Annotated in this window: 11 protein-coding genes; 9 read left to right on the top strand and 2 right to left on the bottom strand. The window is 29.4% G+C overall.

What is annotated here, in order from left to right; genetic code table 11:
* Positions 1-9: 9 nt before the first annotated feature.
* Both ACY2IJ_RS02535 and ACY2IJ_RS02540 read right to left on the bottom strand, forming a co-directional pair.
* Positions 10-2,016 carry a hypothetical protein gene (locus ACY2IJ_RS02535; protein ID WP_476725602.1) on the bottom strand — a complete coding sequence of 669 codons (2,007 nt, stop codon included), beginning with the start codon at positions 2,014-2,016 and terminating at the stop codon, positions 10-12.
* A 1-nt stretch (position 2,017) separates the two neighbouring features.
* Positions 2,018-2,230 (bottom strand): hypothetical protein, encoded by a 213-nt coding sequence (locus tag ACY2IJ_RS02540; RefSeq protein ID WP_476725603.1) that lies wholly within the window; start codon positions 2,228-2,230, stop codon positions 2,018-2,020.
* A 79-nt stretch (positions 2,231-2,309) separates the two neighbouring features.
* On the opposite strand from ACY2IJ_RS02540, the gene ACY2IJ_RS02545 reads away from it, so the two are divergent.
* From ACY2IJ_RS02545 to ACY2IJ_RS02585, 9 genes are all read left to right on the top strand, one after another.
* Positions 2,310-3,011 carry a S24 family peptidase gene (locus ACY2IJ_RS02545; protein WP_476725604.1) on the top strand — a complete coding sequence of 234 codons (702 nt, stop codon included), beginning with the start codon at positions 2,310-2,312 and terminating at the stop codon, positions 3,009-3,011.
* 1,118 nt (positions 3,012-4,129) lie between these two features.
* The gene (locus ACY2IJ_RS02550) at positions 4,130-5,707 is read left to right on the top strand and encodes a tetratricopeptide repeat protein (protein ID WP_476725605.1); all 1,578 of its coding nucleotides are present in this window, start codon (positions 4,130-4,132) and stop codon (positions 5,705-5,707) included.
* Between the two features lies 1 nt (position 5,708).
* Complete coding sequence (locus ACY2IJ_RS02555; protein WP_476725606.1) at positions 5,709-5,930, top strand: hypothetical protein; 222 nt, start codon at positions 5,709-5,711, stop codon at positions 5,928-5,930.
* Between the two features lie 211 nt (positions 5,931-6,141).
* Positions 6,142-6,888, top strand: a complete 747-nt coding sequence (locus ACY2IJ_RS02560) for a DKNYY domain-containing protein (protein ID WP_476725607.1) — start codon at positions 6,142-6,144, stop codon at positions 6,886-6,888.
* Positions 6,889-7,734: 846 nt separating this feature from the next.
* Complete coding sequence (locus ACY2IJ_RS02565) at positions 7,735-8,553, top strand: hypothetical protein (protein WP_476725608.1); 819 nt, start codon at positions 7,735-7,737, stop codon at positions 8,551-8,553.
* 38 nt (positions 8,554-8,591) lie between these two features.
* Positions 8,592-9,395 carry a hypothetical protein gene (locus tag ACY2IJ_RS02570; protein WP_476725609.1) on the top strand — a complete coding sequence of 268 codons (804 nt, stop codon included), beginning with the start codon at positions 8,592-8,594 and terminating at the stop codon, positions 9,393-9,395.
* A 226-nt stretch (positions 9,396-9,621) separates the two neighbouring features.
* Positions 9,622-10,257 carry a hypothetical protein gene (locus tag ACY2IJ_RS02575; protein ID WP_476725610.1) on the top strand — a complete coding sequence of 212 codons (636 nt, stop codon included), beginning with the start codon at positions 9,622-9,624 and terminating at the stop codon, positions 10,255-10,257.
* 218 nt (positions 10,258-10,475) lie between these two features.
* Positions 10,476-11,162, top strand: a complete 687-nt coding sequence (locus ACY2IJ_RS02580) for a hypothetical protein (RefSeq protein WP_476725611.1) — start codon at positions 10,476-10,478, stop codon at positions 11,160-11,162.
* 206 nt (positions 11,163-11,368) lie between these two features.
* Positions 11,369-12,079, top strand: a complete 711-nt coding sequence (locus ACY2IJ_RS02585; protein WP_476725612.1) for a hypothetical protein — start codon at positions 11,369-11,371, stop codon at positions 12,077-12,079.
* Positions 12,080-12,440: the final 361 nt, after the last annotated feature.

Genomic DNA, 12,440 nt, shown 5'->3' on the forward strand with positions numbered 1-12,440 from the left:
AATAATTAATTATCTTCCGTACATCTGCTTGTAGATGTCTGTTTCTTCCTCTTCCTCGCTGGGCTTTATATCAATAACTTTTGCCCCGTTATTCATGGCCGTAATTACTTTTTGATCTTGGTGAGTAACTTCTTTTACCAGTACCCCTGCTTGTAGCCTACTTTCGGCATTTATACCTTTTCGTTCTAACAATGCCTTTCTATCATCAATTTGGGCTTGTAAAAGTGGCATAATGCTCCTTTTATCTTCTAGTAACTGGTTCAAACGCTCCTTATCTCCCTCCTCAAAATCTGCAATTGCAGAGGGCAACAATTCGTAATTATGAGCTAAAAACCTCAATCCTTTATGATCCGTAACTAGTACAGTGCTTAAGTTGGTTTCATCGTAAATTACTTGTACTTTTTTACCTGCATGCTTTAAAATAATTTCTTGAGACAGCTCATAAATCAACTCCTGCCCATTAATGGTTGGAGTAATTCCTGCAGCGGTTATTCCGTTTAAATAATTGTGTGTTTTACCATATACCTCTAAATATTTTTCTGTGCTTAAAACTCTCTTTTTAGCTTTTTCAGAAGTTAAAAAAGCCTGTACCCATTCTTGTTGTCTAGTCAATTCAGAGCCTTTACGCTTGGTGGTTCTCATAGCGTTTATAAAAGCTTCTATTTGTTTTGGGGCTTCGGATACATGAGGAAAGTATGCAGGCTTTAAATTATCTGCATTTAATTTTTGCTTTGCAGTAATGTTGTGCCCGCTGTAGTTGCTTGGAAACATACGTTTTAATACCGAGTGCCACACCGTACCAAAAGAACGCTCTACATATTTTGCCTGTGAATTACTTACTCCTGATGGAGTAAATACAGCCATGCTATTGTAAAACTTTTGTAATTCGGTTGGTTTTTTAGGGTTTGGAGATACATGCCAGCGGTCTGTATTAATTTGTTGCCATGTATATAAATCTCCAGTAAGTGCTGCCACATGTCTTTGTGCATTACGATATGCTTCTTTTACCAGTTCATCGGTAACGGTATCGCCTATTGCATATCCTAAAATATAATCGTTAAAGGCATCTATTACTACATATAAAGAAGGTCTGTACCAATCATTAGTAGCCGTTTTATAAAACAAATCTAGTACGTTATCATCAGAGTTTATAAGTAACAAAGGGGCTGATGGTCTTTTTCTACGTGCCTGCTTAGACAATAAGTTGTAAGTTTTACCCTTACCCTCTCGCTCTAATAAAAGTTCATTTTTCCATTTTTTTCGCCAATACCCCACAGCTTCGGGTGTAATGGTTTTGTAGCCGTTTTCACTAGCCCACCTGTTGTACTCTGCAGCAATAATAACATCAGAGTGTTTATTACGCATGGCTAACATTTCCTTTAAATATGCTTGCGGTACTCCTTCCTCTATTTTTATACTAAAACTGTTACCAAACTTGTGTGTTTCTATTAAAAACTCGTAACCATTTTCATTATATCCCTTTATTTTTTCACGTAATCGCTTAGGAGTTTTAGGCAAACTCACCTGTCTTGTTTTAATTAAATCTATAACCGCATCCCAAAACTTTGCTATGCTAATATTTAACTCCTGTTTAATCAGTTTTTTATCTGCAGTTAACTTAATTAACATGTTTAACCATTCTGCAGCTTCGGTATATCTTCTTACATAGTTTATTTGTGGTTTACCCTGTAAACTATAATCAGAACTTGGCAACATTTCGCCATTAGGTAGTATATAGCCCCTGTAAAAAGTATCTGCCTCATGATCCTTTATTATATGTTCTAGCAAAGGCTGTTTACAAACGTATGAGTACGGACAACCATAATAATCTTTAACCATACCCCTATGCTTTACTGGCATCGTTTCGTATTCTATGTAAACGGTTCTACCATTTCCCCCAGTTCCATGAGTGGTGTAGTTATTCTTTTTCTTGTGATAATCGTAAATATCCTTCGTAACCACTACAGGAACTAACTCGCTATAGGCCAAACAAAGCTTTCCGTCTAAATACACCATACTACAAGTTTTTTAATTTATAAATGAGTAAAGACTTATGCTCGTTAGCAATTTCATCTATTGCACGAATGGTTTTAGCCTGCACGCTATTCCTGTTTGATGTACGTGCAGCTTTTACTGTAACAACAGAACAGCCTAAAATATCAGCTATCTCACTTTCAGAAACAGCGTAATTTTTAGGACATCTAGTTTTTTTTATTTTACTTTTGCTCATATTTGTATACCATTGAGTATACAAATATACAAACAAGTTTGTGTTAATCAAGCATTATTGAATTTTAAATCAAATATATTTGAAAAAAGATACTAACATATTTGAAAGAATAGAAATTGTAGCAGCTAAAAACGGATTTAGCTCTATCAATAAATTTTGTCTAGAGGGATTAAAATATAAATCTTCAGAAAAGATAAATAGACTAAAAGACCCTAACAAAAAGCCCTCATTTGATATACTTGAGGATATAGTTAATAACTTCAATGTAGATGCTAATTGGCTAATAACTGGAGAAATCGATTATAAGGATACATCAACTTTTCAGGAACCTGAATTCGTATACGAATCTAAAACAGACATCAAGATAGCATCTCAAAAGATACCTTTATATGATGCGGAAGCTGTTGCGGGTATTGTTCCAGTATTTGAGGATTTTAATACACAAACCCCTGTAGACTATCTTCAAATACCCAACTCTCCAAAGTGTGATGGAGCGATGTACGCCACAGGTGACAGCATGTACCCTATAGTTAAAAGTGGAGATATCCTAGGATATAAAGAAATCAAAGATTTACAACACGATATCTTTTGGGGTCAAATATATATACTATATATTGAAGTTGCTGGAGACATTCTAAAAACAGTAAAGTACATACACAAAGGGTCAGATGCACATCATGTAAAGCTTGTATCAGAAAACAGACACCACGAACCAAAAGAAATACATCTAAAAAAAATAAAGGCAATTGCTCAAGTAAAATTAACAGTTAGATTGAATTAAAAACTTACAATACCCCTACCTAAAACAAATACAAACAAGTTTGTATTTGTAAGTTTTATACCTATAGCCCTACCCCTAAAACATTATTTTCAACATGAAACTCCGCCCAAAAACTCCGCCCAACCCTCCGTGCAACTCTCGTTTTTGAGTGCATTACCCAATCTCCATATTATTTATAAACAACATATGACCTAAATAAACACGGCTAGCCCTTAAAAGGCTTTTTAAAACAAAAAGTCCTGCAAAACATAGCTTTACAGGGCAATTTATAGTATGGCTTTAAAATGCTTTTAAAAAGAGTTTAACAATCCTTTTAAAACTTAAAGCAATATTTAAGCAAATTTAAGTAAATAGTACATGTTGTTTTTTAGGCAATTTTATAAAAACCCTTATTTTATTGGGAGTTTCGGGCATTTTTATACTATATGTTTTGGTACATCTTGTTTTATCCCCCTTAATTTTCTTCCCGCACAAAGCCTAGCCAAAACCGTTAGCTTTAACAGACAGTAAAATTCGGTCGAATTTTTAGCAGTTTCAGAAATTATAAAAATTTATAGAAAGTTGAAACCACGTCTCGCCTACTTTTTTACTAAACTTTTTACTTGCTGATAATTCATAAATGTAAAACCTAATAACTTTTTTACTTGTTGAGAAAGTTAAACTTGCTGAAAGATTTCTTCTCCTAAATCGTGGTTACGCTGAATTTTAAAGTAGCAACGCTGAGATAACTCTTGCGTTTAATGAAACAGTAGCAATGCAAAAAGTTATTCCTTGAAAATCTTTTAAAAACTGAAAATGAAAAATTATACTCTACCGAAAATCACCCTTGCGTTTATGAAAGTAGTAGCTCTCTCAAATTTATTGTTTCAAAATACTTTTTTATAAGCTGAAAATGAAAGTTATTTTAAAATTCAGTAATTACGCTAAGTTTCATCGAAAGTTCTAAATAAAATGAAAACTGGAAAGCTGCAAAAGCTAACAACGCATAAAAACAATTTGGGTTTGGTTTCTTTCCCAATGTTCTGTACTTTTAAACTATAAAAATCGCTCGGTTCGAAAAGTCTCCGACGTTTTCGCCCAAACTGATTTTTATACAAAACCGTTGGCAAAACATTTATATGAAAAATAAAACAAAAAATCTTATAATAATTTTTTATACAATAGCTTGTAGTTTATATGCTCAATCTAACTTTTCTATTGGGTTTGACAAAGGATATAAAGAAGGTTATTGTCATGATAAAGGAATAAACTGCATTGAACCTATTTCCCCCATAGCTCCTATACCAAAAGTAGGTGAAGATATGGATAGTTACACAGATGGTTATAATAGAGGATTTCAGATGGGGTTAACATCAAACAAGAGTAACACATCTTCACAATTATCAAATATTACTACTAGAATCAAGGCAACTCCTGGTATTGTTCAAGAAGGACTTTTTTCAAAAAAAAATAACTTTAAAAATGATTCTAAAGAAAAATATCTTTATAATCTTTTTGAAAAAATGAATAACGATTATGAAAATGATAATTTTGAAAACATGTTATCAAATGCAAATAAAATCATAAAAATTGTTCCTTCTTTAGGAATTACATACTATTACAAAAGTGTGGCTTTATATGGCTTAGGTCAAACATTAGGTGCTTATAACAATTCAGTTAAAGCAATAAAAAAAAGAGAAGTAACTTCTAGCATGAAAGATGGATACAGTTTTATGCATAAAGAAATGAATGAGTATTTAAAGAATCTAATGTCTCAGAATAAATTTATTGAAGTAATAAATACTACAAAAGGTTTTTGGTTTGACACAACTTTAAAAAATTATTACAGAGGTTTTGGTTACTATTTTTTGAATGATTACAAATCAGCAAAAAAATATTTTAAAAAAGTAAAAAACAATGAATTAATTGAAAGATATTTAATTAGTATTAAAAATAAAGAATACTTACCGAATCCTTTTACTACATCAAAAGTTACAAATTCTAAAAATAATTCGAGTTTATCCAATAGTAAAGAAATACTTTCGAAAGCTTATGAACTATTGAAAATAGGTAAGTATAGTGAAGCTATCAGCAAACTTAAACCTTTAGAGAGTCAAATTCAAAATAGTACTATAATAGATGAAAAAATTGTCTATTATACATATTATCTTCTAACAGAATGTTTTAAGAATCAAAATGACACGATAAAAATAATTGAATATTCAACTAAGGTTATTAATCATAAGATTGACGATAAAGTTGGCTCTTATTATTTTTTGCGAGCAATAAATAAAAGTAAACTTAAAGATTATTATGGTGCTAATAATGATTATCAATATTTAATTGATAACTATAAGAAGATTGACTGCAAAATTGACTTATCTACTTTATATAATAATATAGCTTACAATTTTGTATTAATGAACAAACTTCAAAAAGCAAAACCTATGATTGATAAAGCATTGTCTCTTAATAAGAGTCTGAACTATATTTGGGATACTAAAGGTGAATTAGAGTACAAACTTGGAAACTATGAAAATTGTATAAATGCCATGGCAAAAGCTATATCAATAAAACCAGACTCAAACTCACATTATTACAAAGGTCTTGCTGAAATAGCTTTAGGTTTAAAAGAAAAGGGTTGTAACGAATTGTCAAAATCAGGAGAAATGGGTAATGCTAAGGCATATTTAATAATAAATGAAAAATGTAACTAAAATGAATAATTCAGAATTTTCAAAGAGATACTGGTCTGAACTAAAAGTATTAGTGAATAATATGATATCTAATTCTCCTCTTCATTCAAATAAAGAAAAATATATAACAGAATGCTGGACTATTTTAAAAGACAAACTTGAAAGCTATAATCTTGAGGAAAATGATTTTAAAGAAATTTACGTCAAATTAAGAAAACAAATTGAAAGGGGAATTCTTAAATAAAACGTTTGCCAACACCGGCTAAACTTCATGCGGGTTTTGTGCTTACTTCAAAGTTTTGTGTATATTTACTAAGTCGCCAAATCTTGTTGATTTGGCTTAGTTAAAACCAAAGAAACAAATCCAAACAAAAAGCTTCGGCTTAGTCCGTGTTCGAAAATCTGGCCGATTTTCAAGCCCGCACAAAGCCTAGCCAAAACCGTTGTATGTAATTATGACAAAAAAAAGTGCATTCAAAATATTTATCTTTTTAATAGTAACACTATCACTCACGGGTTGTTCTCCATATGATATTCGTGAGGACGGTGTATATTTTATAGAATGGAATGCTGCACAAGGTAGAGTTGAGAAAAAAATTAACAGAGCCGATAAAAATTCTTTTAAGCACATAAGTGGTAGTTATGGAAAAGATAAAAATTTTGTCTTTTTTAAAAGAAAAATTATTAATGGTGCCGATCCAAATTCATTTAAAAGAATAAAAAGAGGATACTCTATCGATAAAAATAGAGCTTATTATTATGGTGATTCAATAGCAAATTCTAGTAGCAAACAGTTTGAAATAATCGATAATTATTACTCCAAAGATTATAAAGATATCTATTATAGAAATCAAGCTTTAAATGTTTGTTCTGTTGAGAATTTTGAGTTTGTTTTTCACGACAGTATTGAAAATAAGTATAGACGTTGGACAAGAGATGGTTGTAATTATTTCATTAATAATATCAAAGTGCCATCATCCGAATATGATAATTTAAATGTATATCCTAAAAGCGGAGGAATTTCTTCGGATTCTAAAAATGTTTATCACTATAATAGAAATATTTGTTACGACTCTAAAGGAATAAAAATATTAGACACAGTTGATATTAAAACCTTTGAAGTGTATGGATTTATTAAGTGTCGAGATAAATACGGTAATATTAACTTATATAATACTATGAAACAAATCAGATTAAAATAACTACACACAACACCGGCTAAACTTCATGCGGGTTTAGTGCAAACTTCAAAGTTTTGTGTATATTTACTAAATCGCCAAATCTTGTTGATTTGGCTTTGTGAAAACCAAAGAAACAAATCCAAACAAAAAGCTTCGGCTTAGTCCGTAATCGAAAATCTGGCCGATTTTCAATCCCGCACAAAGCCTAGCCAAAACCGTTGGTGTTTAATATCTCCGAAGCTAAGGACTCCCCCATTTTTTTAGCTTCTATCGAAGGTATGTGATAACGAAGCCACTCTTTTTATCTTTTGATAGGTAAAATGAAGAATGAATTTACCTATCATCAAACTGTTCGATTGCATCGTTGAGAGCTCGCTCTCAGTACGTTGGAACGTACAACAGTTTGAAGTTATTCAATAAATATTTAAAAATCAAGTATTTATAGTTTTATAACAAGATTATTTTTTATTGAATAAAATTGAAAAGATAAAAAGAATGGCATAAATGTTAGTAGCCTTCGATAGAATTTTCAGCAGACATTCCTTATTCCTAAATAAAGAATATATACTGAAAAGTAAAAACTTGGGGAAGCGTTTTATAGCTCGTAGCAACGTGTTCGGAGATACTCCGTATCAAATAGATAAAAATAATGTCTTCGACAAATGAGAATAGTGACATGATACTAAACACAACAGTGTATATAAAAAATAGCGGTATTCCTGTGATATCAATGGTTTATTTTTCTAAATTTATACTATATATAGTAACGAAAAGTTAGTGCTTTAAAATTCGCTACTTTTCATATACTTTTAAGTTAGGCACAAGCTAAAAAAAAATCTCGCTGAATAAGAAAATATAATTTTAACTATGATTTGTGAATTACATAAAGAAAATTCTGAATTAAGAGAAAGTCATATAATCCCTAAATTTGTATACAAATGGATGAAAAAAACAGGAACAAGCAGATTAAGACAAGTAAAAAATATTAATATTCCACTTCAAGACGGAATAAAAAAATATATGCTATGTCAAGATTGTGAAAACCTATTTTCAAAACCTGAAAAATGGTTCAGTGAAAATGCTTTTTATCCTTACTTAAAAGACAATAATTTTAATTTACCAAATAATGAGAATTTAAAATACTTTATTACTTCTGTGCTTTGGAGAGTACTTAAATACTTCAAAGACGATGGAAATAATTATAATTTTAAATCCGATTTAGATAAAGCAGAAAATATTTGGAAAAATTATCTTTTAAACGACAATACAATTTTTGAATATAATAATATGCATTTAATCTTAGTTGATAATTCAACTTTCATTACCAAAGAAGCAGATTTATATTTTTCACGAGCTGTTGATATTGATATTGCAGAAAATGACGAAATATGTTTTGTTTATGCTAAATTTTCTAAATTCATTCTTATTGGAGAAATTATAGGATTTAACGATAAATCTTTTGAAAGGACTAATATTTTAAAAGAAAAAGAATTTTCTTCATCAAATCAGGAAATTAATGATAATAGAATTTTAGATTTTTTTAAAAGTAGAATTAACCAATCTCCTAACTACGAAGATTTATCTGAAAATCAAAAGAAAAAAAATGATAAATATCACGAGAATAGACTTGAAAATTATTCAAAAAGTGAATACAAAAAAATCGTAAATAAATACAGAACCATTTAATAAAAACGGTTAAAAATAAATTAAAATTAACAAGCATAATGAATTCATTAAAAAATCACTTTGTACTATTTGTTATATTAATGGCAACAAATACGAGTTTTAGTCAAGACAGAACTAACACAAAAACAATATCGGAAGTAAAAAACACTAATTTTCTAAAAAAAGTTAAAGGATGGTATTTTGACGATGATAATGGTAAATGGATAGAAAATCAGAATATGATTTATTATAAATCAGCATCAATGAGATATTCATTTGCTCATAGAAATTTAGATTCAATGACAATAAATAAAATATTATTAAAAGATATTCCATATTATGTATTACTAATTAATAAAGAATCTGGATATTATGAATACCCAACAATAAAAGAAGATTGGAAATCTACAAGAAGTGTCAAATATCTTATATTTGATAAAGCTGAATACATAAAAATCAAAAATTCACTAAACGAATACAATGAAAAAGTCGTTTTAATTGATATTTTTTCAGACGGAGAATTAGATGACCGATTTGACAAATTATCTAATAAAAGGATTTTAATAGATATTGAAAATAATATAAAGAAAGTTGAATCCGAAATACAAATTTTTAAAGAAAAATGGGACAAAAGTAAATCTCTAAGAAGGAGAAATAAAAATGATTTTAAAAAATATTACTATGAAAGTAATTATAAAGCTTACAGACACTATTTTCCAATTTCAAATCAAATAATTGATAATAAAAAAATAATCAGATTTTTATTTATTCTGGATGATTATGATGTTAAAAATTATGATATTCTAAAAGAATATTATTTTGAAACAGAGCAACTTGAATTTAAAAAAATATTCATTGAATAATAAAGCCAGTGCCTAACACCGGCTAAACTTCATGCGGGTTTTGTGCTTACTTCAAAGTTTTGTGTATATTTACTAGGTCGCCAAATCTTGTTGATTTGGCTTTGTGAAATCAAAGAAACAAATCCAAACAAAAAGCTTCGGCTTAGTACGTGTTCGAAAATATTGTCGATTTTCACCCGCACAAAGCCTAGCCAAAACCGTTGGGCAATATTAGAAAAAAATAATAATGAGTAATTTACCAAAAAACAATAAAAACGATATTATTATTAGTGTTGCAAAATCTATTGGAGGAATAGTTCCTTTTGCAGGAAGTCTTATCGGAGAAATTGTTGAATTGGGTCTGAAACCAAGATTAACAACAGGAATGGATATCTGGATGAATGAAATTTCTGAACGTATAGAATTAATTGAAGGTGAAAATTCAAAAACAATTATTGAAAAACTATCTAAGAATGAAGAATTCATATCAATTTTAATTGAAGCTTCACAAAGAGCCGCGAAAACACATTTACCTAAAAGAAAATTAATTCTACAAAATATTGTTGTAAACTCATTGAAAGAAAAATATTCTTTTAATAAACAAACTTTATTTTTAACCTACCTTGACAGAATATCAGAAATACATATCATTATTTTATATTACTTAAACGAAAACTATAAATTCGTTAATGGTGAAATAAAAACAGGGTTTGAAGGTAAAGAAATTGATAAATTAACTTCTCCTAACAATTCAAGTATTAGTTATCATCTGAGACAAGAATTGTCTAATTTAGTTTTTATAGATGTTACAACAATTAATGAAGTGGGATATCCTTATCTAAGTATTCATGGAAAAGAATTTTACGATTATATAATGTCGTAAAACATTGCCCAACACCGGCTAAACTTCATGCGGGTTCTGTGCTTACTTCAAAGTTTTGTGTATATTTACTAAGTCGCCAAATCTTGTTGATTTGGCTTTGTGTAACCACAAAAAACAAATCCAAACAAAAAGCTTCGGCTTAGTCCGTGTTCGAAAATCTTGTCGATTTTCAAGCCCGCACAAAGCCTAGCCAAAACCGTTAACTACAAGCGAATAAAATGAAATTCGAATTAGACAAAGTAGTTCCTTGGGGACGAAATTTAAAAGAATATAAAGAAATGTTTAATCTATCTGAAAATGACTTAGATAAAAACATAATTAGTTTTGGAGATGGTCCTGCTAGTTTTAACTCTGAATTAAATAGCATTGGAAAAAAATGTGTTTCAGTAGACTTAATATATCAATACTCTGAAAATCAACTTAAAGAACGTTTTGAGGTCGTTAGAAAACAAGTAATGAAACAGGTTAAAAATAATCCTAATAATTTTACTTGGAAGAATATTAAAAATCCTGATGAATTAGAAAGTTTAAGAATAAATTCTATGAATGACTTCTTGAAAGATTTTTCAAAAGGAAAAAAAGATGGAAGATATATACACCATGCTTTACCTGAAAAACTAACTTTTAAAGAACAAATATTTGACTTAGGTTTAAGTTCTCATTTCCTATTATTATATCCGAATCTTGGAATTAACTTCCATATTGAAGCTTTGGAGGAAATGTTGAGAGTCTGTAAAGAAGTTCGAATATTTCCTATATTGAATTTAAATGCTGAGAAATCAGAAATGTTAGATGATATTATTTTACATTTTGAAAAAAATTATTTACTAAAAATCGAAAAAGTAAATTATGAATTTCAGAAAGGAGGAAATGAAATGCTCATAATAAAAAGAAATAGCCAGTAGTTAACACCGGCTAAACTTCATGCGGGTTCTGTGCTTTCTCAAAGTTTTGTGTATATTTACTAAGTCGCCAAATCTTGTTGATTTGGCTTTGTGTAACCACAAAAAACAAATCCAAACAAAAAGCTTAGGCTTAGTCCGTGTCCGAAAATCTTGTCGATTTTCACCCGCACAAAGCCTAGCCAAAACCGTTGGGGTACATTAAAAAAATGAGAAAGACATTATACATTTTAGTTTTTTTAATTTTATCTAGTTTTCAATACTCTAATGAAAATATAGATTTAGAAAAGAAAATAATGTCTGACATTTTTTTCGAAATATTGAAACAAATCATTCCACCACCTCCACCACCATCTCCTCCTAACGCTGGTTATTTTCAAAGAATTAAAGCAAAAGATGGGACATATTATTACGCAGATGTTACCGATAGACCTATACCTAAAAAGAGTGATAAAAGATTAATACTTATTGTTGATAGCATTCAAGAAATTTCAGATAATGAAACACAAATTATTAGAGAAAAAATGAATATCAAATTAAATAAATATTCTGAAGAAGATTTAATTTGGAAATATGAAAAAGAACACAAATCAGAAATTAAATTTTATAGAAACCTTGAAAACATAAATTTGAATTATAAAATTGACTTAAAAAAATTCAATCATTCTAAACTTTTTAAATTTGACTATAGTTCTAAATATCCTCCTGAAAATTTAATTTGGGAATGGAAAAAAGAGAATAATTCAAACCTAATAGCTTGTATAAAATTCTCAAAAATCATATTTAATAAAGATAAAAATTATGGTTTTTTAATTACTCAAATTAATTACGGAAATGAAGATGATAGAAAAGTGATTTTTATAATTAAAAAAGACGTAGACAGATGGATTATAGTAGATAAATCCTTTCTAATTTCCTGAATAAAAAAACGTACCCCAACACCGGCTAAACTTCATGCGGGTTTTGTGCCAACTTCAAAGTTTTGTGTATATTTACTAAGTCGCCAAATCTTGTTGATTTGGCTTTGTGAAACCAAAAGAAACAAATCCAAACAAAAAGCTTCGGCTTAGTCCGTGTCCGAAAATCTTGTCGATTTTCAAGCCCGCACAAAGCCTAGCCAAAACCGTTAGTTTTAACAATAGTAAAATTCGGTCGAATTTTTAGCAGTTTTAGAAATTATAAAGATTCTTAGAAAATTGAAACCACGTCTCTCCTACTTTTTCACTAAACTTTTTACTTGCTGAAAATTTATAAACTTAAGATCTAATTGCTTCTTACTTG

This window comes from Wenyingzhuangia gracilariae, from assembly GCF_056387575.1.

Bases quoted from the DNA above. Each gene is read 5' to 3' on its own strand.
- ACY2IJ_RS02555 (WP_476725606.1), top strand. From the start codon at position 5,709: ATGAATAATTCAGAATTTTCAAAGAGATACTGGTCTGAACTAAAAGTA.
- ACY2IJ_RS02535 (WP_476725602.1), bottom strand. From the start codon at position 2,016: ATGGTGTATTTAGACGGAAAGCTTTGTTTGGCCTATAGCGAGTTAGTT.
- ACY2IJ_RS02570 (WP_476725609.1), top strand. From the start codon at position 8,592: ATGAATTCATTAAAAAATCACTTTGTACTATTTGTTATATTAATGGCA.
- ACY2IJ_RS02550 (WP_476725605.1), top strand. From the start codon at position 4,130: ATGAAAAATAAAACAAAAAATCTTATAATAATTTTTTATACAATAGCT.
- ACY2IJ_RS02540 (WP_476725603.1), bottom strand. From the start codon at position 2,230: ATGAGCAAAAGTAAAATAAAAAAAACTAGATGTCCTAAAAATTACGCT.
- ACY2IJ_RS02565 (WP_476725608.1), top strand. From the start codon at position 7,735: ATGATTTGTGAATTACATAAAGAAAATTCTGAATTAAGAGAAAGTCAT.
- ACY2IJ_RS02585 (WP_476725612.1), top strand. From the start codon at position 11,369: ATGAGAAAGACATTATACATTTTAGTTTTTTTAATTTTATCTAGTTTT.
- ACY2IJ_RS02575 (WP_476725610.1), top strand. From the start codon at position 9,622: ATGAGTAATTTACCAAAAAACAATAAAAACGATATTATTATTAGTGTT.
- ACY2IJ_RS02560 (WP_476725607.1), top strand. From the start codon at position 6,142: ATGACAAAAAAAAGTGCATTCAAAATATTTATCTTTTTAATAGTAACA.
- ACY2IJ_RS02580 (WP_476725611.1), top strand. From the start codon at position 10,476: ATGAAATTCGAATTAGACAAAGTAGTTCCTTGGGGACGAAATTTAAAA.